We start from the raw sequence: 23280 nt of genomic DNA on the forward strand, positions 1-23280 counted from the left end.
ACTATTTCGTATAATATTGATAAAAAGGATAACATAATAACCTGAAGGGGCTGGACTTTATGAATGTGAAAATGGCAATCAACGGGTTTGGGCGAATTGGTCGAATGGTGTTTCGAAAAGCTTTTCTAGAAGGGAAAGTGGACATTACTGCGATTAATGCTTCTTACCCTGCAGACACATTGGCTCATTTAATCAAATACGATTCCATTCATGGGCCATTCATGGCCGACGTTTTTGCGAAAGATGGGCAGTTATTCGTAAATGGAAAGAAGATTGAATTGCTCGCTGAACGGGATCCGCGGCGTTTGCCTTGGGAAGAGTTAGGGATTGATATTGTCATTGAAGCAACCGGAAAATTTAAAACAAAAGAAGCGGCTGGCGCTCATTTGCAAGCAGGAGCGAAAAAGGTAATTATTACAGCTCCGGCAACGGGCGAAGATGCAACGATTGTCGTCGGTGTAAATGAAAGCGACTACAACCCACAGGAAGACCACATTCTCTCGAATGCCTCATGTACAACCAATTGCCTAGCCCCAGTTGCGAAAGTCCTCGACGAAAAATTTGGGATTGAATCAGGGATGATGACAACGGTGCATTCGTATACGAATGACCAGAAAAACATTGACAACCCTCATAAAGATTTGCGTCGAGCCCGTGCATGTGGACAGTCCATCATCCCGACATCGACTGGAGCAGCTAAGGCCATATCGAAAGTGTTGCCGAATTTGGACGGCAAACTAACAGGAATGGCGCTCCGTGTGCCAACGCCAAATGTTTCGTTAGTTGATTTAGTTGTGAATTTAAAAACAGAAACTACTGCAGAAGCCATTAACAATGCCTTTTGGGAAGCTTCACAAGGGACGCTTAAAGGCATCTTAGGAATTACAGATGAACCCCTCGTTTCAATCGACTTTAATGGCGAGGAACAATCGGCGGTTGTAGACGGTCAATCAACGGCAGTTTTAAACAATCGCCAGGCAAAAGTCCTTGCTTGGTATGATAATGAATGGGGCTATTCATGCAGAGTAGTGGATTTAATGAATCATGTCGCAGCCCAGATGTCGGCAAAAGAAGAAATCCATTCTGCGTCGTAAGCACGCTGTAAAATTGTTTAGAAATCCAGTTGCAATCGTGGTGTAAACCAAGTATACTGAATCCCGTGAGTTCGTTTAAAAACGGGATTCGTTTTTCTTGCAGCATGGGTTAGGACCTCTTTGGACTAACTTTCCCCCCTGTACGAAGACGATCCTACATGCATGCTTTTGCTGCATGGCGAATTACCGAAAAGGGGGAAGTTCATATGGATACAATGGGACGTCATGTCATTTCTGAGCTTTGGGGTTGTGACACAAACAAGTTAAACAACATGGAATTTATTGAACAAGTATTTGTAAATGCAGCTTTAAGAGCCGGAGCAGAAGTGAGGGAAGTAGCGTTTCATAAGTTTGCCCCACAAGGGGTGAGCGGAGTTGTGATCATTTCTGAGTCGCATTTAACGATTCACAGTTTCCCGGAACATGGCTATGCGAGCATAGACGTTTATACATGTGGTCCAGTTATAGACCCAAACGTTGCAGCTGAGTTTATTGCAAGAGAATTGGATGCAACAACAAGCGAAGTGCTTGAATTGCCACGAGGAATGGGACCGATTAAGCCTGAAAAACGATTAAGCCACAGTGCTGTTAAATAAATTGGAGAAACCGCCGAGCATACTGCTTGGCGGTTTCTTTTTGCTATAAATGGATGCGCTTTCGTCATTTATGGTATGATAAAGGCAACGTTTACACAGGGGGAGAGAGCAGGATGGGTTTTCGTGAAACAATGAGCCGAATTTTCAGCACACGTACTGAAACCGGGGAAGAGCACCCAGTGAAAGAGTTGCAAACACGCTATTATAAAACAACGAAAGACAAGGCTATGCGCACAATTGAACAAGTGCTTACACAACAAGGATTGACGATAAAGCGGAGCGAAGATGACAGAGGGGAAATTGTGGCACAAACGAAATCAGGGAAAAAACTACTGTTAGTTGCATCGATTATTACTGTAAAACCGTACCGGACCGCGGTCGATTTTTCTTGTGCAACGGAAACCGTGCTTCCAAGCGATTTTGGCTACAGCCGGAAATTTATTTTAGCTCTTTACCAAAAACTTGACCAGGAATTAACGTATGTCGGTTCAGCGCTAGGCCACGAGCTGCTGTAAGAGGCTTGCCACAGGCGCCCTTTTTTTATATGATAGAAGAAACCAATCTCGTTTTGGTATTCACGTCCTTTGGGCACAGATGGAGATGATTGCAATGCGCTGTCCCAAATGTCAGCATAACGGAACAAGAGTGCTCGATTCCAGGCCAAGTGATGAAAGCCGCTCAATCAAACGGAGGCGGGAGTGCGAAAAATGTTTGCAACGTTTTACCACCTATGAGACAGTGGAAGAACGGCCTCTTCTCATCATTAAAAAAGACGGTATGCGTGAGGAATTTAGCAGCGATAAAATGCTGCGCGGTCTTGTGCGTGCCTGTGAGAAACGTCCCGTTCCCCTTGAAACGCTTGAAGAAATGGTATTGGACGTAGAGCGCACGCTTCGCAATGAAGGGAAACAAGAAGTGCGAAGCCAGGATGTGGGCGAACTCGTCATGGAACGGCTAGCGAAAATTGACGATGTGGCTTACGTTCGTTTTGCTTCTGTTTACAGACAGTTTAAAGACATCAATGTATTTATAAAAGAATTGACTGAGTTAATGAATAAAAATTAAAAGGAGCTATAAACGCATGGAGCGTTTTAAGCTCTTTTTTAGCGAAAGGGGATAAGGGCCATGCCTTGGCATTGGAAAGAAGTTCTTCCTGTAGACCAGTTCACAGTGCGGCTGGCCGGTTTTATCACAGACATGGATAGCCATGTACTTACCCTTTTGTATCAGCCTTTGATTGGCGCTGAAGCAGTTGGCCTGTACAATAGTTTGAGATCGCAGCTTCCTTCAGGGAAGTACCAAGGCGATATCCATACTCACCATCAACTTAGCGTCCTCCTTGACTTGGGTTTGCCTAAGCTGCTCGAAGCGCGGAAAAAGTTAGAAGCGATTGATTTGCTCAGGACATACCGAAAAAAAACAGACGACGTCCGCTTTTTTATGTATGAATTACAGCCGCCAATGAAACCGCACCGTTTTTTCCGAGATGATGTTCTTAGCGTTTTTTTGTATAACAGGCTAGGCAAACAAGGATACCGAGCAGTAAGGGAACGCTTTGCTCTGCCCGAGTTGGACAGTAGCGAGTTTGAAGAAGTGACTGAATCCTTTTCTAGTGTATTTACCTCTTTAACTCATTCAGAAATGCAGCCAGCGTTAATGAACGAACAAGACGGTGCATTGAAAGGAGCAAATGGAGAGGCGCTAATTGGCAAGGACAGCGATGGCCTTCGCTTTGATGATTTTGACGTTGAATTAATGAAACAAGCGTTGTCTAGCTTTATTGTTCCGCCAGAAGTGTTGACTGATCGATTGATCGACTTGATCAAAAAACTAGCCTTTGTTTACCAAGTTGAGCCGTTAACAATGGCGAATTTAGTTGAGCAAGCTTCTCGAGGCGACATGTTGGATGAAGACGACTTACGTAAAACGATCAAAGAGTGGTACCGCCTTGAAAATGGCACAAAACCGCCTGCGCTTGGTTTAAAAACACAGCCACAGTCGGCGCGAACGATGACGAAAGAGCCGGAAACAGAAGAAGAACGGTCGATCCAGTTTTACGAGCAAACACCGCCGATCACACTCTTGGAAATGCGCCAAGAAGGGGCAGCGGTTTCTCCAGCTGACGCCCGCTTGATTGAAGAACTCATCGTTGACTATAAATTGCATCCAGGTGTGGCGAACGTGCTGATTGATTATGTCCTATTCCAACATGATATGAAGCTTTCCCGCGGCTTTATGTTAAAAATTGCTGGCCATTGGAAGCGAAAAAAAGTAAAAACGGTGCCAGGCGCTATGGGGCTTGTGAAGGAAGACAAACAAAAACAGGCCAATGCATCGCCGCGGCAAACATATAAGCGAAATGCGCGCCAAGACAAACTACCAAAGTGGCTAATGGCTGAGCAAGAAAAGGGAAATAGTCAAGAAGGCAAACAAGCTGGCGGTGTGGATGAAGCGACTGAATCAAAAACAAGCGCAAGTCAAACAGAGTCAAAAAAACGGATTGCTGCATTAATGGAGGAACGAAAACGACTAAGGGAAAAAAAGGATGAGGGCGAATGGAACCAATAGAACAGGCGCTGAAAGCTTTTGACCAGGATGGGCGCCTGCAAAAACGGATTGAGCGCCAAAGGCAGGAGCTGCTAGATAGCGCGATTGTACAAGCCTTTTTGCAAGAGCATCCTGATGTAACCCGCTCGATGATCGACCGTGCCCTTAGCAAACTATACGAGTTTAAAAAGGAACGAGGGAACTGCCAAACTTGCCCTGGATTAGACCATTGTCCGAATATGATTAAAGGGTTTCAACCGGTGCTTTATACAGAAAGAGGCAGCATTGAGATTTCTTATAGCCGCTGCCAACTAAAACGGGAGCGAGAGGCGGAGCAAGCCAAACTACAGCTAATCCAGTCGCTTTATATTCCTAAAGATATCCTTAAAGCAACGTTTGACGATATGGAACAAAATGAGGAACGGGCAGAGGCGCTAAGTGAAGGGCTTGAATTTGCTTTATCTGCCAATCCAGGAGAAAAGGGCAAGGGCCTATACTTATACGGGAAATTTGGCGTAGGAAAGACCTATTTATTAGGGGCTATCGCAAATGAATTAAAAACAAAAAACATCCAATCCTATTTGATTTATACACCTGACTTCTTTAGGGAAATGAAGCAAGCCATTGGCGATGGGTCCTTTCAAGAAAAGCTGGAAGCTGTCCGAAAAGCCCCTGTTCTGATGCTAGATGACATTGGAGCGGAAACAACAACTGCTTGGACCCGTGACGAAGTTTTAGGCCCAATTCTTCAGTACAGAATGGCTGAGAAACTGCCAACGTTGTTTACTTCAAATTACGATTACGATGAGTTAGAAGAGCAGCTTGCCTATTCGGAAAAAGGCGGGATCGAACGGCTAAAAGCAAAACGGATTATGGAAAGGATCAAACATTTTACCACATTCGTAGAAGTGGGCGGACAAAATCGGCGCAGTATGTAGCGCCGATTTTTATATTGTCGATTTTTCGACAACATCGTCTCAGGCGGGGAGATGCTGCTTGGCAAGCGAGTGGAATTACGGAAAGTATAGGGGTTCACGAGCGACGTATGTAAGGTTTTAGAGCAATGCTTGCTCATTGGATGTTTAAGGATAACTATGGTACGATGTATAGAGAATACTAGATTACTTGTGCTTGGGGGTACAACAATGAGCATAGATGCCATATTAGAACGGGCAGTAAACGGCGAGCGCATTTCGATGGCCGATGCCGTTAAGCTTTACGAGAGCGACGATCTCGATAAACTTGGCAAAGCAGCTGATACGATTATGAAAAAATGGCACCCTGAGCCAATAACGACATTTGTGATCGGTCGCAATGTGAACTACACGAACTTTTGCGATACATATTGTTCGTTTTGCGCCTTTTACCGACCGCCTAACCATAAAGATGGCTACGTTCTTGATGATGAAGTCATTTTTCAAAAAATCAAGGAAACACAAGACGTTGGCGGGACAGAAATATTAATGCAGGGCGGAACCAACCCTAACTTAAAGCTTGATTACTATACAAACTTGCTAAAAGGCATTAAAGAACGTTTTCCAGATATTTGGATGCATTCCTTTTCCCCTGCGGAAATCTGGAAAATCGCTGAAGTGATGGACATGTCGATTGAAGACGTGCTTCGGGAACTCCACAAAGCGGGGCTTGACAGTATGCCAGGCGGAGGCGCTGAAATTTTGACTGAAGAGACACGGATGCGTGTCAGCCGTTTAAAAGTGACGGCCGATCAGTGGCTTGATGCGATGAAGACAGCGAAAAAAGTCGGCATGTTTGGAACGGCAACAATGGTCATTGGCTTTGGTGAATCGTTTGAAGAACGGGCCTTGCATTTGCAGCGCGTTCGTGATGCCCAAGACGAAACAGAATGTTTCACGGCTTTCATTTCTTGGCTGCTACAACCGGAAAATACAGGGTTGAGAAGGCTGAAAAAATTGACGCCAGAAGATTATTTGAAAAACGTAGCGATTTCAAGGATTTTCCTCGATAATATCGCCAATTTCCAATCTTCCTGGGTGACTATGGGGCCTGAGGTCGGCAAAAAATCGCTTCATTTTGGCTGTAACGATTTTGGTAGCACAATGATGGAAGAAAATGTTGTATCTGCTGCAAATACGACACACAAAGTCAATTCAAACTTGACGCTTAAATTGATTCGTGAAGCTGGAAAAATACCAGCCCAACGTAACACAAAATATGAGATATTAAGGACGTTTTCAGAAAACGAAAACGTTGAGAAAGACTTTATCATGCAAAATTGACCTGTTTGCTCCGGAGCCACTCCGGAGCTTTTTTGCATGCAACTAGCATGTTTTTGTGCCACCAACATAAATTGATAATAAGCCTGTCTGGCTTCTAGTGAGCTTTAGGTAAGGTTTTGATATGTTAGGGGGAGTCATGCGTGATTGCCATTCATTTTGAAGAGCGCGGCAACTGCTCGCGCCTGTTTGATGAATTGAGGGGCTATATGGCAACCTATGAGCCATATGGTTTTGGCGGGGCAGTGGAAAAAAACAGTGAAGCGACGATCACCGTCCGTTATGAAAACAAAGACGTCGATTTTTATGAGTCGTTCCATCCTTTTTTGGCCTCGATCTTTGCAGAATATGTCATAGAAACAAAGGAAGATGAATGGTTAATGGACATTGCTGAGAACCTTTTTTATTTTACCGACGAAGAGGAAAAGCAGCAAATTGTCGCCATTGCCCAAGCCATTCTTCAAGGGGATCGGAATGATATCCCATCTGTTAAGCCGCATTTTGATAGACGTGCATTTCTATATGACGCCTTCGCCTCACACCTCAACCCGGATACGACATTTTATTACGAACCATTTCTGACATTCCGGCTAAAAGAATATGGAGAAATGTTAATTGATTGTATCGAGCTTGCCATTGACGAATATTTAATGGAACAAGATTACCAGGCAATGGTTGAAAATTTGCGCCATTATATCCGTATCACACCTGCACGGTTGCCAATGATCTACCTCGTTCACAAGGACATGTTTACGTTTTATGATGAACATTTCCGGGAGTTGACTGCTGAAGAAATGGCTTATTATTTAAAGCAAGAGCTTGTATTTGAAACAGGTCTTGATTTTTCTGAAATGGTCATTAGCCCGCTCGTTAGCATGGCGCCAGGACATGTCCATGTATTTACTGACGAACCAGACCATGGCGTCATTTTAACGATTCAAGCGATCTTTCAAGAACGGCTGACGATTTTCCCTTTGCAAGAACGCCATTAAACGATTACAACGAACAAGCTTGCATTTTTGGCTTTGTTTTTTGTATAATGGCTGTATGAAAAGTGATGAGAAGGACACCGCATTCAAGTAAGGCGTTTTTTAGAGAATGGGGCATTGGCTGGGACCCCTAAACGCGACTCGATTGTGACCACCTTTGAACTGCCCTGGGGAATCACAGTATCCAGTGCCGGCCCGCAGCCGTTATCTGTATGTAGAGCATGTAAGTAGGGTGGAACCACGAAACCACACTCGTCCCTTCGACTAAGGGACGAGTGTTTTTTATTTTAATGCGAAAGGAAGATCAACTATGACGGACAAACGGATGTTTACGTTTCCTGATGGAACAGTAAAATCATTTCCAATTGAAACGAACACTGAAGCGATTGCTGCTTCTATTAGCCCAGGATTAAAGAAAAAAGCATTGGCTGGAAAACTAAACGGGACACTGTATGATTTGAAAACGCCACTCCCTGAAGATGGAAATATTGAAATTGTCACCGCGGGATCAGACGAAGGATTAGACATCATGAGGCACAGTACAGCCCATGTGCTTGCCCAAGCAGTCAAGCGATTGTTTCCAGGTGTTAAGTTAGGTGTCGGACCCGTCATTGAGGACGGCTTTTACTATGACATCGATGCCGACGAATCGATTACGGCAGAAGACTTGCCACGGATCGAAAAGGAAATGAAAAAAATCATTGGCGAAAATTTAGAGATCATACGCGAAGAAGTGAGCCGTGACGAAGCGATTGCCCGTTTTAAAGAAATCAATGATCCTTATAAACTAGAGTTGATTGAAGCGATTCCAGCTGGAGAAACGGTCACGATTTACAAACAAGGCGAATTTTTTGATCTGTGTCGTGGCGTCCATGTGCCATCGACGAATAAAATCAAGGAGTTTAAGTTACTGTCCACCGCAGGAGCTTACTGGCGCGGCGACGCAAAAAACAAAATGTTGCAGCGTATTTACGGAACGGCATTTTTTAACAAAGATGAACTAAACGAACATTTGCGTTTGCTCGAAGAAGCAAAAGAACGGGATCACCGCAAACTTGGCAAGGAACTCGGCATTTTTGCGCTTTCACCTAAAGTAGGACAAGGCTTGCCTTTATGGCTGCCAAAAGGAGCAACAATCCGCCGTATCATCGAGCGCTACATTGTCGATAAAGAGGAGCGCCTTGGTTATCAGCATGTTTATACGCCGATCCTTGCTTCCTCTGAGCTCTACAAAACATCTGGGCACTGGGACCATTATCAAGACGATATGTTCCCGCCGATGGAAATGGATAATGAAACGCTTGTGTTACGGCCGATGAACTGCCCTCATCATATGATGGTATATAAGCAAGACATGCGCAGTTACCGGCAATTGCCGCTAAGAATTGCCGAACTTGGCATGATGCACCGTTACGAAATGTCAGGCGCCGTATCAGGACTCCAGCGTGTTCGGGGAATGACGTTAAACGATGCCCACATTTTCTGCCGCCCTGACCAAATTAAAGATGAATTCGTTCGCGTCGTACGTCTTATCCAAGAAGTGTACAATGATTTTGGCTTAAACGACTATAAATTTCGGCTGTCGTACCGTGATCCAGAAGACAAGGAAAAATATTTCGATGATGATGACATGTGGAACAAAGCGCAAGCGATGCTCAAAGAAGCAATGGATACGTTAGGGTCGCCATACTATGAGGCAATTGGTGAAGCTGCTTTTTACGGGCCAAAATTGGATGTGCAAGTGAAAACGGCCCTTGGCAAAGAAGAGACGCTCTCGACTGTGCAGCTTGATTTTCTCCTTCCTGAGCGCTTTGATTTAACCTATGTCGGCGAAGACGGAAAGCTGCACCGCCCCGTTGTCGTTCACCGTGGCGTTGTCTCAACGATGGAACGATTCGTTGCTTTCTTGTTAGAAGAATACAAAGGCGCGCTGCCAACTTGGCTTGCGCCTGTCCAAGTGCAAGTGATTCCTGTTTCTAATGAAGTCCACTTGGATTACGCTAAACGTGTCATTGAGCAATTGCAGCAGGCAGGTGTCCGTGTCGAGATCGACGACCGTGACGAAAAACTTGGCTATAAAATTCGTGAAGCGCAAATCCAAAAGATCCCTTATATGCTCGTTCTTGGCGACAAGGAAGTGGCTGCTGAAGCAGTCAATGTCCGTAAATACGGAGAGCAAGCTTCTTCTTCACAACCGCTCTCTGCCTTTGTCGACGAGATTGCCAAAGAAGCGAGAAAATAAAGGCTACATCAACGTTCCAGCTACGTCAAACCGTGGCTGGAACGTTTATTTCAATTTGGTTACATTGCTTTGAAAGGCGCACATGCCTATGAATTTATGCTAAGCTAGTGGAGAATTTTTAGATTTGTATGAAATGGAGGAATGGCAGTTTGCATACAGAAGCTTTGAAATGGGGCATTTTAGGGACAGCTTCAATTGCAAAACGAGCAATTATCCCTGGAATCGCTGCATCCGAAAGCGGCGAAGTGGTAGCAATCGCGAGCCGTTCACTTGGAAAAGCGCAGGCATTTGCGGCTGAGCATGACATTAAAACAGCGTACGGTTCTTATGAGGAGTTATTGGCAGATGAGGAAATTGAAGCCGTTTACATTCCGTTGCCGAATCACTTGCATAAGGAGTGGGTCATAAAAGCTGCCGAAGCCGGAAAGCATGTCCTGTGCGAAAAGCCGATTGCTTTACATGCAGAGGAAGCCCAGGAAATGAAAGAGGCATGCGAGCAGCATCGCGTAGTCCTCGCTGAAGCTTTTATGTACCGTTACCAAACACGGTACAAAGACATATTAGCCCATATCGATAATGGCGACATTGGCGAAATTCGCGGCATTCGTGCAGTATTTACGTTCAATAATGCAAGCGCTTTCGATAATTTCCGTATGAAACGAGCATATGGTGGCGGCGGCCTTTATGACGTCGGCGTCTATCCACTCTCATTAGCGCGGTTGGTCTTTGGCGAGGAACCCGAAGCAGTGACGGTGCATAGCTTTATGCCTGATTCCCATGACCAAGTCGATATGGTAGCAGCAGGATTAGTCGAATTTTCGAATGGCCGCTACCTGACATTTGATTGTGGAATGTGGGCCGCATTTCGTGATGAAGCCGAAATTATTGGTACAGAAGGTCGGATCACCATCCCAACTGCTTTTACAAATGAAGCGAATGGATATGATTTGTATACGAACGATGGCCACACTCATTTCAGTGGCAATCCAGTGGATCACTATGCTTTGCAGGCAGATGCGTTTGCGGCAACAGTCCGCAACGAAAAGCCGTTGCCTTTTTCAGCAGAAGATGCTGTGTTAAACATGAAAGTGCTAGACGCATGCTTGAAGTCACAACTTGAACGAAAACGAATAGAAGTGGAGCGGTGACAATGAAAGCAATCCCTTTCGAAGGCATAACGAAGCCTGTATCCGCCCTCATAATGGGCAGTGACTATTTTTCTCCAGATCATCAGGAGTCTGTAAACAACATTCTTGAGCAGTATGTTTCGATCGGTGGCAATACAATTGATACAGCATTTATTTACAATGGCGGCAAAAGTGAGGCCGCTATTGGGAACTGGCTTGACGCAGGCAACCGGTCGCGAATGAATGTTTTAACAAAAGGGGGCCACCCGAATGAGAAGGGACATACGATTAATAAACACGACATTGACGAACAATTAAAAATTAGTTTAGACCGTTTGCAAACAGATGCAGTTGAGTTGTATGCCCTTCACCGAGATGATCCAACAGTGCCAGTTGGCGCCATTTTAGAATGGCTTAATGAACATAAAGAAGCAGGGCGGATAGGCGCGTTTGGTGGTTCAAATTGGTCGTTAGCAAGGCTGGCCGAAGCAAACGAATATGCTGAAAAACATGGGCTTGTTGGTTTTTCTTTTTCCAGCCCCAATTTAAGTCTTGCCAAAGCCCAACAGCCTTACTGGCCTGGCTGCATTAGCCTTGACCAAACAGCGATGGAATGGCACGGGGAAACGAAGCTGCCTGTGTTCTCGTGGTCCTCCCAAGCACGTGGATTTTTTACAGGCCGCTTTTCTCGAGATGACCGGAGCAATGAAGATTTGGTTCGTGTGTTTTACAATGACGACAATTGGCAGCGCTATGACCGGGCAGAAGCGTTAGGAAAACAAAAAGGGGCAACGACGATTGAGGTCGCTTTAGCCTATGTCTTAAACCAACCTTTCCCTACCGCTGCGATCATTGGACCGCAAAATCAACAAGAAATGCAGTCTTGCGCAAAAGGGGCAGCATTGACATTAACTGCTGACGAAGTTGCTTGGCTCGATTTACAAAAATAATGATTGGCATGTAGAAGTTGTTCCTTTTATAGAGGGCAGCTTCTTTTTTAGGTTTATTTTGAAGAGAGTGGAATAAACTGAACGTAGCATCTCTAAAGGAGGGGAAACCAGTGAAAAAGAATTGGCGTTTAGCATTGTTGGCAATTGTTGTGGTTTTGCTTGTATTTCCTCTAACAACCTCATTCCAGGCAAAAGAAAAAACGCCGCATTTTGGAGAAGAAATCGCTGCGATATTGGAACATGAACGTTTGGCTGGCGCATCTGTTGCCGTGAGTGTCCGGGACGGTGCTACGAATGAACTGTTGTTTGAACACAATGGGAACATGTTGCTCCATCCAGCCTCTTCGATGAAAGTGTTAACTGCTGTTGCTGCTTTAACGGAACTAGGCACTGACCATACGTTCAAAACGACCGTGTTTACAGACGGCAAAATAAGCAAACGCACTCTCCATGGAAATGTATACATAAAAGGGGGTGGCGACCCTACGCTCATGGAAGCAGAATTAAATGAGCTTGCACAGGAGCTGCGCAACAAAGGCATCAAAAAAATAAATGGCGATATAATCGCCGATGAATCACGTTATGATGACGTACGGCTATCCCAAGATTTAAATTGGTCGGATGAATCGTTTTATACAGGGGCGCAAGTATCAGCATTAACTCTTTCTCCGACAGACGACTATGATGCAGGAACCATCTTGGTTGAAGTGACAGCGGCAAAAAAAGCAGGCCAAAAACCAATTGTCACGACGCAGCCTGACACTAAAGCAGTGCCTATTATGAATGAGGCGTTGACAGTAGCAGCTGGAGAACAGAAATCGTTAAAAATAGAAAGAGAACACGGCAAAGCGGACATCCGCATCACCGGCAATATGCCTATTGGTGCAAGCGCAACAAGAAGTTGGGTAGCTGTATGGGAGCCGGCTCAATATACAACTGCTGTATTTAAGCAGGCTCTTAACAATGCGGGGATCGACATAAAAAAGGCGGAGGAGACAATAGGGTACGTGCCTAAACAAGCAGTAAAACAAGCTGAACGAGAGTCGATGCCTTTGCGTGAACTGCTTGTGCCATTTTTAAAGCTTAGCAATAATGGCCATGGAGAAGTGCTTGTAAAAGAAATTGGTTATGTAAAAGAAGGAGAAGGGAGCTGGGATGCGGGGTTGCCTCTTGTCGCAGAAAGCACCGAGCAGCTTGGGGCAAGCGGTCCTTTTTTACTGCGTGATGGCTCAGGCATGTCCCATAAGACGCTCGTTGCGGCAAATGATTTAACGAGCGTGCTCTATCACGCTCAGCAGCAGCATTGGTTTGCTGATTTTTACAATGGGCTACCAGTTGCTGGAGAAAAAGAGCGGCTTATTGGCGGAACGATGCGGAATCGTTTAGGCGGGATAGAAGGTGAAGTGAGAGCGAAAACAGGCTCCCTTACAGGGGTTTCAAGCTTAACTGGCTATGCAAGGACAAATGACGGCGATAGCTATTTGTTTACGATTATGGTAAATAATTTCATTGGCGAAAGCCAAACGATTCGACATATTGAAGATGAGATCGTGTTGGCGATTCTTGGCGAATCATCCTAATGAATACGAGGGGCGCGCGGCTAAAGAAAGCCGCGCGCCTTCTAACCGTGCGGTTTGTTTTCAAACAACTGCGTTCGACTAACGTGTTCTTGAGAACGACGAGATTATCCAACAAAAAATTCTAAAGTTTTTATAAAGTACCTGGTTTTTCTAGTATTTAGCAGTATAATAGAAAAATAGATATGTACCGAATTTCTAGTTATCGAAGGAGAACGAGAGATGGAACAATTCAAGGAGGCACACCAGCCTGAAGAGTTCGCTTTTTCAAAAAAGCCCAATATTTTCGCCTTTCTTTTTAACCCAAGTAAACAGTTTGTGCGCATGAAAGTGGAACCGTCCGTCGGCTTTCCGATGTTTATCATCCTCTGCCTCGTCTTACTTGGCCTGCTTTTTCCCGTTTTTACTGGACAAGGAGGGCTAATCGACTTAGATGCGGTTGCCTATGACGGCGACATGGATGGGATGATGATGGAAGAAGGAATCTACATGGAGGATGCTATGTATGAAGAAGAGGCGCCGCTGTTTGCTAGCTTTAACATAGATGGCCTCGTTTCAGGGATTATAATTGGAATGATTATGCTGGTTGCATATGCGGCCGGACCGCCTCTGCTTGCGCTTATCTTGTTTGCGATTTCGAAAATGCAAAACAACCAGACGCCCTATAAGGCAATTTATTCAATGACTGTTTTTGCCACACTCGCAAGCGCCATTGGCTTTCTGTATTTGATGATTGTCAATGCGGCAAACGGAACGTACGGCTATATTTATACGGCGCCATCTGTGTTTGTCAATGAAACACACCCATTCTATTCTCTGTTACAAAGCTTGGAAATCTCTACGCTTGCGTTTGTTGCTTTTATTTCGCTGGGGCTCATTAAGACAGCCAACTTTAAAAAATTCCCAGCAATTGCGATTGGGGCGGGCATATTTGCATTGGTGTTAATTGTCAATTTACTAGGGGGGCTTTTGCGTTGAGTATGAAAAAAGCAATCATTGGTGGAGTGGTTGTTGTATCTATTGCCACATTTACTTATTTTGGACTATCTAAAGCCCGAGAGACAGGTGGCGGAGTGGCAGGATACACGGTCGATTTGGTTACACCGATGAATGAAGTAATGGACTCCACCGTAATGGTTCCAGGGAAGTTAGAGTTAGTGGATCGCCAGTTAGTGACAGAACTGGCTGAGCATAGCGGGTTCGAAATATTAGTCGATGTCGGCGATGAAGTCGAAGAAGGGACGCCGCTCGTCCAATATGACACATCTGAGCTTGATTTTGAGCAACAGGACGTTGAACTGCAAATTGAAAAAGCCAATGGGGTAATTGCGGAACTTTCGAAGCAAGAAGAGGATGTGAAGAAGCGTAAAAATGGGCCTGATGTCAAACCGACCTACGAGACGGACGAGGAGACAGGTGAAAAAACAGAAATTGAACCGGTCGTGACCGTTGCTGAGCTTGACGCTGAATTGGCCGAGCTTGCCGCACAGAAAAAAGAAGAAGCGTTTGAATTGACGCGGCTAAAAAACCAATTAGAAAGCATTAAAGAGCAAAAAGCACAATTGACCGTGAAAAGCAAAATTGCAGGAACGGTCATTAAGAGAAACGATACGGCAGAGGACAGCAATGAAGGCCTCGGTGAAAGTGCGACAAACACGTTGCTTGAAGTGGCCGACACGAGCCAATTTACGATTACAGGCAACATTTCTGAGCAGCAATCCCTTGAAGTCGAGCCTGGCCATCCTGTTATGATTACATCTGATACAGTGGAAGATGGTTTTTGGGAAGGGGAAGTAGTCGATGTCTCTTATTTCCCGACTGAAAGCGATGAATGGTACGGAGATTCGTCGAGCTCTCAATACCCCGTTACGATTAAAATGACCGAAGGCGATACGGACAAGCTCCGGCCAGGTTACCAAGTTTATGCTGAAATTATAACGATGGAACATGAAGGACTCGCTTTGCCTATGGAAGCGATCCAATATGATGAGTTTTCCTCATTTGTTTACGTTTATGAAGACGGTATCGCTGTACGTAGGGACGTGGAAATTGGGATTGCAACTGAATATTCGATCGAGATTTTAGAGGGCGTGACAGAAGCTGATGAGGTCATTCTCGATTACATGGGAGAAGTGCATGATGGCATGACTGTTACGCCTGCCGTTTACGAAGATGGCGACTTTGAAGAAGGGCTTGACGGGGTCGATGAACAGTTTGAAGAAGGGGAAGAACCGTTAGAAGCGCCAATTGACGGGGAAGAAGGCGAAGTGATTGAAGGCGTCGAGATTATTGAAGAGGACGATGATGTATGATTGTGCTCAAACAGGTGACTAAATCGTTCCGCGTGGGCCAAGCTTGGTCACAAGTGTTAGCTCCCATCGATTTAACGATTGAACAAGAAAGCTTTATGTCAATTATGGGCCCGTCTGGTTCTGGGAAATCGACGCTAATGAATATCATTGGCTGTCTTGACAAGCCGACAACAGGCGAATATTTACTTGATGGCCAGATGATCGGCACACTAAGCGAAAAAGAACTTGCCAAGATCCGCAACGAAAAAATCGGGTTTGTATTCCAGCAATTTCACCTATTGCCGCGGCTTTCGGCATGGAAAAACGTTGAACTGCCGATGGTGTATGCCGGCATCAAAAAAAGCGAGCGAAAAGAGCGGGCATATGAGGCATTGAAAAAAGTGGGCCTTGGCGACCGTGCTACATACAAGCCTGCTTCCCTTTCAGGCGGTCAGAAACAACGAGTTGCCATCGCCCGGGCGCTAGTTAACAATCCGTCGATTATTTTGGCGGACGAGCCGACTGGCGCTCTCGATTCGAAAACGAGCGAATCGATTATGGAATTGCTCCGTGGATTAAATGAAGAAGGGGTAACCATTTCGATTATTACGCACGAAACGGAAATTGCGGAAAAAACAGACCGGACTGTTTTTGTAAAGGATGGCAAAATCCAGGAGGCAACAGCATCCTGATAAGCTGCTTGTTTTCCGGAAAGGAACGAGGCCTGTGAACATCATTGAAAACATCAAAATGGCGTTTCATTCGATTGCTGCGCAAAAATTGCGGGCGCTATTAACAACGCTTGGCATTATTATTGGTGTTGCTGCCGTCATCATGGTAGTGGCAATTGGGCAAGGTGCTGAACAAAAGTTAAAAGCACAAATCGTAGGCGTAGAGAACATTCGGGAGATTTATTTCGAACCATCGGAATTCGATGAACAGGAAAATCCGAACATTTACGCCTTCTGGCAGTACTCGGAACAAGACGTAACAGACATTCAAGCGTTGCCTTCCGTTCAATCGGTCGTCGCTTCTAGTGCCGAACACACGACGATTTTGGCGGGCGATGAACAGGTTGAAACGGAAGTTAACGGAATCAACATGCACTATATGGATCTTTACGATTATGAAGCTTTAGAAGGGAATTTGCTTCATCCAGTTGACTATTTAACGGGGACGAGGAAAGCCGTCATTACATCCGTGCTGGCTGAACAACTGTTTCCTTACGAGTCAGCTGTCGGGCAAACGGTAAAAGTTGGCGCTTATCCGATCGAAATTGTCGGCGTATTAGCGCCGTCTGACAGCATTATTAATTTTGAAAGGGAACAATTGTTGCTTCCCTATGAAACGTGGAAACAAATTTTCTTCCGTGATGGATTTGACTCCATCCATATTAAGGCGGAAACAGTCGAAGACGTTGAATTGGCTGTAGCGGATGCAGCTGCAATTTTAAATGAAAACCACAGCACATTTGATGCCTATAAAAGCTATGATATGAGCGAATTTTTGGAAACAGACTCAACGATTACCCGTGTCATGACCGTCATTATTGGTGGCATCGCTGGCATTTCGCTTCTTGTTGGCGGAATTGGCGTCATGAATATTATGCTTGTTTCAGTAACAGAACGAACGAGAGAAATTGGCATCCGCAAGTCAATGGGGGCCACTAGAGGACAAATCCTGTTCCAATTTTTAATTGAATCAATTGTGTTGACCGTGCTTGGTGGGGCAGCAGGCATTTTGCTTGGGGCGCTGCTCGTACAGCTAATCGGCAACGCATTTGATATGGAGGTCGTTTTGTCTGGAATGGTTGTCTTAATTGCGACTGCTTTCTCCCTTGGGGTTGGCATCCTGTTTGGCATATTGCCAGCCAATAAAGCGGCGAAGTTAGACCCAGTTGAATCACTGCGGTATGAATAAATGCAGGCGAAAATCAGCAACGTGCATTGACAGGGACCATTCACCATGGTAAGATACGTCTTGTGTTAGTTAATAAAGCAAGAAGAAGCGCCCGCTTCTCACCTGTACGACATTAGTTGCCAGGTTAGAAACCGTCAGTTTGTTAAAATGCTGATTAAGTGTGGGTGCCGTGCGTCCACACTTTTTTCACGTTTAGACGCGTAAATTGCTTTAGCTGCATCACAAAATCCACTGGAGGTGGCTCATTATTAGCAAGGACATGTTGGTCAATGAAGGGATTCGGGCTCGTGAAGTACGTCTGGTTGGCGCTAACGGCGACCAAATTGGCGTCAAGTCAAAGCATGAAGCACTGGAAATGGCACAAAGAGTAAATCTTGACCTTGTCTGTGTGGCGCCAAATGCAAAACCGCCTGTTTGCCGGATTATGGATTACGGGAAATACCGCTATGAACAGCAAAAGAAAGAAAAAGAAGCGCGCAAAAATCAAAAAGTTATTACAATCAAAGAAGTGCGTTTAAGCCCGACGATTGAAGACAATGACTTTAATACAAAGCTTCGCAATGCCCGTAAATTCCTAGAAAAAGGCGATAAGGTGAAAGCATCCATTCGTTTCCGTGGTCGTGCAATTACGCACTCACAAATCGGGCGTGACGTACTTGAACGTCTCGCGAAAGAATGCGAGGACATCGCAACGATTGAGGCCCGCCCAAAAATGGAAGGCCGCAGCATGTTTCTCGTTATGGCACCTAAAACCGAGAAATAAGGGCAGGAATTAGTTAAAGGAGGACGTTGTTATGCCTAAAATGAAAACACACCGCGGCGCTGCTAAGCGTTTTAAGAAAACAGGAACTGGCAAGCTTAAGCGCTCGCATGCTTACACAAGCCATATGTTCCGCAATAAATCACAGAAACAAAAACGCAAACTCCGCAAAGCAGCAATTGTGCATTCTGGAGATTTTAAACGCATTCATCAAATGCTCACTTACAAGAAAAAATAACTGTTCGGATAGATTAAGGAGGGATTTGCGATGCCAAGAGTAAAAGGCGGTTATGTCGCTCGTCGTCGTCGTAAAAAAGTATTAAAATTAGCAAAAGGTTACTACGGTTCGAAGCATACGCTTTTTAAATCAGCACAAGGCCAGGTCATGAAATCTTTGCAATATGCATACCGTGATCGCCGTCAGAAGAAACGTGATTTCCGCAAACTTTGGATCACGCGTATCAATGCAGCTGCACGCTTAAATGGCCTGTCTTATAGCCGTTTAATGCATGGCCTAAAGCTAGCTGAAATTAACGTTAACCGCAAAATGCTTGCTGATCTAGCAGTTAACGATGAAAAAGCATTTGCTCAACTTGCTGATAAAGCAAAAGAAAGCTTAAATAGCTAAAAACACACGCAGCCAACGATTACATTGGCTGCTTTTTTGTGTGTTCGTCACGATTTTAAGAATACGACTGAAAACAACGTTGTTTTATGAGTAAAGTCTATTTGCAGAAAGTTTGTAATTGACAATATGGTAGCGTTTTCATATGATAATGACATACTGATAAACGTAGGAGGGGAAGCAGTATGCCACGAAAAAAAGGCGAAACGGAGTATGAGCGCATAACGAAAAGCGCATCCTTTGCGGAGCTGATGAAAAAGAAAAAAGCGTTTTTAGTGCCTAGTATTCTATTTTTTATGGTCTTTTACTTTTCCTTGCCAGTACTCGCCGTTTATACCACTGTTTTGGAAACGCCGGTTATTGGCGAAATCACATGGGCATGGGTGCTTGCAATTGCGCAATTTATTATGACATGGACGTTTTGCATTTTGTATGTAAAAAAATCAGCGCGGTTTGATAAGCTAGCTGAAAAGGTAGTAAGCGAGCAAGACACTGACAGGAAAGAAGGGGCGGGTTTATGAACATTACTGTCATTTCTCTATTTCTAGCGATCGTTATATTGACGCTTGTCATCACTTACTATGCGGCGAAACGGACAAAGACAGCAAGTGAATTTTATACAGCTGGAGGCGGTTTGACTGGCTGGCAAAACGGGCTTGCGATTGCAGGCGATTACTTGTCTGCAGCCTCGTTTTTAGGGATAGCAGGTGCCATTGCTTTGTTTGGCTTTGACGGGTTCTTTTACAGCATTGGCTATTTAGTTGCCTACTTGGTCGTAATGTTTGTTGTTGCAGAACCACTCCGAAACTTAGGGAAATATACGCTTGCCGACATGATCCATTCTCGTTTTGATGCGAGGAAAGTCCGCGGTGTTGCTGCAGGGAGCACGATTACAATCGTGATCTTCTACATGATCGCCCAATTGGTTGGAGCTGGAGCGCTCATTCAATTGTTGTTTCAAATTCCATATACATACGCTGTGCTGTTAGTAGGCGTTATGATGACCATTTATGTGTTGTTTGGCGGAATGACAGCGACAAGTTGGGTGCAAATTGTCAAGGCTACACTGCTAATGGTCGCGACTGCAGCGATTTCGATCATGGTGTTGGTCCGGTTTAACTTTAACATTTTGGACATGTTTGCCTCTGTTGGCGCTTCCCAAGAAGAAGGGTTTTTGCATCCTGGAATGCAAGGGAGAGCTCCACTTGACTCCATTTCGCTCATGCTCGCTCTCGTATTAGGAACGGCAGGCTTGCCACATATTTTGATGCGCTTTTTTACCGTAAAGGATGCGAAGACAGCGCGCAGTTCCGTTGTTACTGCAACTTGGATTGTCGGAATCTTTTATATTCTAACGATTTTCCTTGGATTCGGTGCAGCTGCATTTGTCGGTTCCGCCGATATTATTGCTGCCAATCCAGCTGGAAATATGGCGGCTCCATTATTAGCAGAACGCCTTGGCGGCGATTTGTTTATGTCATTTGTCGCTGCTGTCGCTTTTGCCACGATTCTAGCGGTTGTAGCAGGGCTCGTGCTTTCAGGCGCTTCGGCGTTTGCCCATGATGTTTATGGGCAAATCATAAAAAAAGGGAAAATTACGGAGAAGCAACAAGTTGTAGCAGCCCGAATTGCCTCGGTTACAGTAGCGGGTCTATCGATTGTGCTGGCGCTGTTTGCGCAAAATATGAATGTCGCCTTTCTCGTTGCCCTTGCTTTCTGTGTGGCGGCAAGCGCCAACTTGCCTGTCATTGTTTACACTATTTATTGGAAAAGGTTCAATACGGCTGGTGCAGTATCAGCGATGTTGTCAGGCTTGTTCTCTGCTTTGATACTCGTTGCAATCAGTCCGAATGTCCTATCGCCGACAGGTGATGCATTTATTACAGCAGAACCGCTAATTTCATTAACGAATCCGGCCATTATTTCTGTTCCGATTGGCTTTATCGGCGGCGTAGTAGGGACGTTGTTGTCTAAAGAACGGGACGATGCCAAATACGCAGAAGTGAAAGTGCGGGCAAACATTGGCTACCGAAAAGCGGAATAAATGGAGAAATTGATGTAGCCGACAACATCAATCACACTTGCTAAAAGAGGAAAAGAAAGTGGTGAATAGAAAGGCTGTTCCAAGAGTGATTTTCTTGCTCATGGACGCTTGTATCGGAACAAAGATTGCGCAAACACAACGTATGTAAGCATGTGTCGACAGTGTATGAGGAGCGCTAAGATTAGCGCTCCTCAGGTTGTTTGGCTTGTTTCATAAATTCTTTAATCGGCGATGCCCATTCAATTGTCGCCTCTGGATAACGTAAGAGGACTTCTTCTTCAATAAAATGGAAGTCAGAAAAAGTTAAGCCGCGGAGTCTATCTGTATCTGCTTTTATATAAACGCGAATGACTTCAAATGATTCCTTTGTCGCTTCTAAATACTTTTCTCCTTCAAACATAATTCCTTTAAACGTTAGTTGGAAATTTTTGCGCACATTCGTGCTATCGTCCAAAAAATAAAACTGATGCGCGTTCTGGGCTTTTTTTAGCTTTCGTTCAGGCTGCAATGTATATTTTATTAAACTATAGGAAATGACAACAATGGTAGCTACTATCAGTAGCCGAAAGATTAGGACGAGCACGGGCTAAACCCCCTTTTTTTGCATAATTGTTTTCAATATATACGGCACTGCAACAAAAAAGGTTTCACTTTTATTAATAAAAGTTTCAGAGTGATAGAAAACGCTTGCCAGACGAGGAGTGCAGCCGAGGGAAGATGCGAATAGAACGGGGGTTCATGAGCATATGAGTGAGGCAAACGACGAAGTATGCGAGCGTTTGTCTACAGTCTGAGTTTCTATTTGGCTTTTAAACATTTGTTGGCTGCTGTTGTTTTCGCTATACTAGGAAGGAATTCATAAAAGGAGTGGAACAATTTGGATCAACAATTGCAAATGCTAAAAGCGCTAACTGATGCAAACGGGGTTTCCGGTTTTGAAAAAGAAGCACGGGACGTCATGAAGTCATATATTGCTCCTTTTGCCGATTCTGTGGAAACGGACCATTTGGGCAGTTTGATTGCAAAAAAAACGGGCAATGCAGATGGTCCGAAAATTATGGTCGCTGGCCACTTAGATGAAATTGGGTTTATGGTGAAAAGCATTGATGAAAAAGGATTTTTGCGTTTCCAAACCATCGGCGGCTGGTGGGGCCAAGTTTTGCTAGCAAGCCGTGTAACAGTCATCACAGACAACGGGCCGATTCCTGGCGTTATCGGTTCTAAACCGCCCCATGTGCTGTCGCCAGAAGCACGGAAAAAACCAGTCGAGATTGACGACATGTTTATTGACATCGGCGCCACATCAAAAGAGGAAGCACAAGAGTTTGGCATCAAGCCTGGAAACCCAATTGCGCCTGTGTGCGAATTTACAGTGATGAAAAATGAGAAATTGTTGATGGCAAAAGCATGGGATAATCGTATCGGCTGCGCCATCGCCATTGACGTACTCAAATCATTACACGAGGTCGAACACCCCAATGTTGTCTACGGAGTTGGAACGATACAAGAGGAAGTCGGTTTGCGCGGGGCAAAAACGAGTGCACATGCAATACAGCCAGACATCGGCTTCGCAATTGATGTTGGCATTGGTGCAGACACGCCGAACACGAAGGGCGAAGGCACGCTTGGAGCTGGCCCGCAAATTATTTTATACGACGGTTCGATGATTGGCCATAAAAACCTCAGAGATTTTGTCGTCAAAACAGCAGAGGACAACAACATTCCTTTCCAATATGATACTATTCCAGGAGGAGGGACAGATGCAGGCGCCATCCATTTAACTGCCAATGGCGTTCCGGCTTTGTCGATTACGATTGCAACCCGCTACATCCATACCCACGCAGGTTTACTTCATCGAGATGATTACAACAACACAGTCAAACTGCTCGTTGAGTTGATTAAACGGCTGGATGGGGAAACGGTTAAAAACATCACATTTGCTTAAAAACGGAGGAACAGAATGAATAAGTTCGGGAAATGGTCATTCTTTCTCGCCATGATTTCACTTGTGTTGTTTATTGCCTTTGCGCTCTTGCTAATTACAGGCTATGCGTTGCAACTTTCGCCAAGCACAACGAGCGCGGTCGGCACCATTGCCGTTGTTGTTCTAGTGGCAAGCGTGATTGTTAGTTTGGTGTCTCTTGCAAAAGGGGAAACTGGCAAGTGGAAGCTCGCACCGTGGCTCTTAATTGGCGCAAGTGTGCTCGTGCTCGTTATCTTGCTTAATGTAGTGTGGATGAGTGGTTGAATGTAGAATATTCAA

Annotated in this window: 24 protein-coding genes and 1 other annotated feature; of the genes, 23 read left to right on the forward strand and 1 reads right to left on the reverse strand. The window is 44.9% G+C overall.

All coding sequences use genetic code 11. The features are described from left to right. The first annotated feature begins 59 nt into the window (after positions 1-59). From BC8716_RS14120 to BC8716_RS14220, 21 genes are all read left to right on the forward strand, one after another. The gene (locus BC8716_RS14120) at positions 60-1094 is read left to right on the forward strand and encodes a glyceraldehyde-3-phosphate dehydrogenase (RefSeq protein WP_063609049.1); all 1035 of its coding nucleotides are present in this window, start codon (positions 60-62) and stop codon (positions 1092-1094) included. A gap of 206 nt (positions 1095-1300) precedes the next feature. Beyond that, entirely contained in the window at positions 1301-1690 is a 390-nt protein-coding gene (gene speD / locus BC8716_RS14125; RefSeq protein WP_063609050.1) for an adenosylmethionine decarboxylase, read from the forward strand. A gap of 113 nt (positions 1691-1803) precedes the next feature. Beyond that, a complete protein-coding gene (locus BC8716_RS14130) occupies positions 1804-2205 on the forward strand; it encodes a hypothetical protein (RefSeq protein ID WP_063609051.1) in 402 nt (133 codons plus the stop codon). Between the two features lie 94 nt (positions 2206-2299). Then, entirely contained in the window at positions 2300-2755 is a 456-nt protein-coding gene (gene nrdR, locus BC8716_RS14135) for a transcriptional regulator NrdR (RefSeq protein ID WP_063609052.1), read from the forward strand. Positions 2756-2815: 60 nt separating this feature from the next. Next, positions 2816-4258, forward strand: a complete 1443-nt coding sequence (locus BC8716_RS14140; RefSeq protein ID WP_094426648.1) for a replication initiation and membrane attachment family protein — start codon at positions 2816-2818, stop codon at positions 4256-4258. Further along, positions 4246-5175 carry a primosomal protein DnaI gene (gene dnaI / locus BC8716_RS14145; protein WP_094426650.1) on the forward strand — a complete coding sequence of 310 codons (930 nt, stop codon included), beginning with the start codon at positions 4246-4248 and terminating at the stop codon, positions 5173-5175. The genes BC8716_RS14140 and dnaI overlap by 13 nt, the downstream gene beginning before the upstream one ends. 207 nt (positions 5176-5382) lie before the next feature. Then, the gene (gene mqnC / locus BC8716_RS14150) at positions 5383-6495 is read left to right on the forward strand and encodes a cyclic dehypoxanthinyl futalosine synthase (RefSeq protein ID WP_094426653.1); all 1113 of its coding nucleotides are present in this window, start codon (positions 5383-5385) and stop codon (positions 6493-6495) included. Between the two features lie 140 nt (positions 6496-6635). Further along, the gene (gene ytxC, locus BC8716_RS14155; protein WP_094426655.1) at positions 6636-7484 is read left to right on the forward strand and encodes a putative sporulation protein YtxC; all 849 of its coding nucleotides are present in this window, start codon (positions 6636-6638) and stop codon (positions 7482-7484) included. A gap of 307 nt (positions 7485-7791) precedes the next feature. After that, on the forward strand, positions 7792-9723 hold the full coding sequence (gene thrS, locus BC8716_RS14160; RefSeq protein WP_094426657.1) for a threonine--tRNA ligase: 1932 nt from the start codon (positions 7792-7794) through the stop codon (positions 9721-9723). Between the two features lie 149 nt (positions 9724-9872). Further along, entirely contained in the window at positions 9873-10871 is a 999-nt protein-coding gene (locus BC8716_RS14165; protein WP_094426659.1) for a Gfo/Idh/MocA family protein, read from the forward strand. A 2-nt stretch (positions 10872-10873) separates the two neighbouring features. Then, complete coding sequence (locus tag BC8716_RS14170) at positions 10874-11800, forward strand: aldo/keto reductase (RefSeq protein ID WP_094426661.1); 927 nt, start codon at positions 10874-10876, stop codon at positions 11798-11800. Between the two features lie 110 nt (positions 11801-11910). Continuing rightward, positions 11911-13380, forward strand: coding sequence for a D-alanyl-D-alanine carboxypeptidase/D-alanyl-D-alanine endopeptidase (dacB, locus tag BC8716_RS14175; RefSeq protein WP_094426663.1), 1470 nt, complete (start codon positions 11911-11913; stop codon positions 13378-13380). A 219-nt stretch (positions 13381-13599) separates the two neighbouring features. Then, entirely contained in the window at positions 13600-14355 is a 756-nt protein-coding gene (locus tag BC8716_RS14180) for a YIP1 family protein (RefSeq protein WP_094426665.1), read from the forward strand. Between the two features lie 2 nt (positions 14356-14357). After that, positions 14358-15689, forward strand: coding sequence for an efflux RND transporter periplasmic adaptor subunit (locus tag BC8716_RS14185; protein ID WP_094426667.1), 1332 nt, complete (start codon positions 14358-14360; stop codon positions 15687-15689). After that, positions 15686-16360, forward strand: a complete 675-nt coding sequence (locus BC8716_RS14190) for an ABC transporter ATP-binding protein (protein WP_011247534.1) — start codon at positions 15686-15688, stop codon at positions 16358-16360. Before BC8716_RS14185 ends, BC8716_RS14190 begins: the two co-directional genes overlap by 4 nt. 34 nt (positions 16361-16394) lie before the next feature. Then, entirely contained in the window at positions 16395-17588 is a 1194-nt protein-coding gene (locus BC8716_RS14195; protein WP_169715950.1) for an ABC transporter permease, read from the forward strand. 73 nt (positions 17589-17661) lie between these two features. Next, positions 17662-17781 (forward strand) — a sequence feature (ribosomal protein L20 leader region). A gap of 66 nt (positions 17782-17847) precedes the next feature. Beyond that, the gene (gene infC / locus BC8716_RS14200; RefSeq protein ID WP_062749711.1) at positions 17848-18351 is read left to right on the forward strand and encodes a translation initiation factor IF-3; all 504 of its coding nucleotides are present in this window, start codon (positions 17848-17850) and stop codon (positions 18349-18351) included. Positions 18352-18382: 31 nt separating this feature from the next. After that, positions 18383-18586 carry a 50S ribosomal protein L35 gene (gene rpmI, locus BC8716_RS14205; RefSeq protein ID WP_094426671.1) on the forward strand — a complete coding sequence of 68 codons (204 nt, stop codon included), beginning with the start codon at positions 18383-18385 and terminating at the stop codon, positions 18584-18586. A 30-nt stretch (positions 18587-18616) separates the two neighbouring features. Continuing rightward, positions 18617-18976, forward strand: a complete 360-nt coding sequence (gene rplT / locus BC8716_RS14210; protein ID WP_011247530.1) for a 50S ribosomal protein L20 — start codon at positions 18617-18619, stop codon at positions 18974-18976. Positions 18977-19158: 182 nt separating this feature from the next. After that, a complete protein-coding gene (locus BC8716_RS14215) occupies positions 19159-19494 on the forward strand; it encodes a DUF485 domain-containing protein (RefSeq protein WP_011247529.1) in 336 nt (111 codons plus the stop codon). After that, positions 19491-21017, forward strand: coding sequence for a solute symporter family protein (locus BC8716_RS14220; protein ID WP_094426673.1), 1527 nt, complete (start codon positions 19491-19493; stop codon positions 21015-21017). Before BC8716_RS14215 ends, BC8716_RS14220 begins: the two co-directional genes overlap by 4 nt. Before the next feature lie 181 nt (positions 21018-21198). Here BC8716_RS14220 and BC8716_RS14225 read toward each other — a convergent pair whose 3' ends face one another. Then, entirely contained in the window at positions 21199-21600 is a 402-nt protein-coding gene (locus BC8716_RS14225) for a sigma-w pathway protein ysdB (RefSeq protein ID WP_094426674.1), read from the reverse strand. A gap of 294 nt (positions 21601-21894) precedes the next feature. On the opposite strand from BC8716_RS14225, the gene BC8716_RS14230 reads away from it, so the two are divergent. Further along, the gene (locus BC8716_RS14230; protein WP_094426675.1) at positions 21895-22962 is read left to right on the forward strand and encodes a M42 family metallopeptidase; all 1068 of its coding nucleotides are present in this window, start codon (positions 21895-21897) and stop codon (positions 22960-22962) included. Positions 22963-22977: 15 nt separating this feature from the next. Beyond that, positions 22978-23265 (forward strand): hypothetical protein, encoded by a 288-nt coding sequence (locus BC8716_RS14235; RefSeq protein WP_094426676.1) that lies wholly within the window; start codon positions 22978-22980, stop codon positions 23263-23265. The last annotated feature ends 15 nt before the right edge of the window (positions 23266-23280 follow it).

This window comes from Shouchella clausii, assembly GCF_002250115.1.
Classification (GTDB): domain Bacteria; phylum Bacillota; class Bacilli; order Bacillales; family Bacillaceae_D; genus Shouchella; species Shouchella clausii.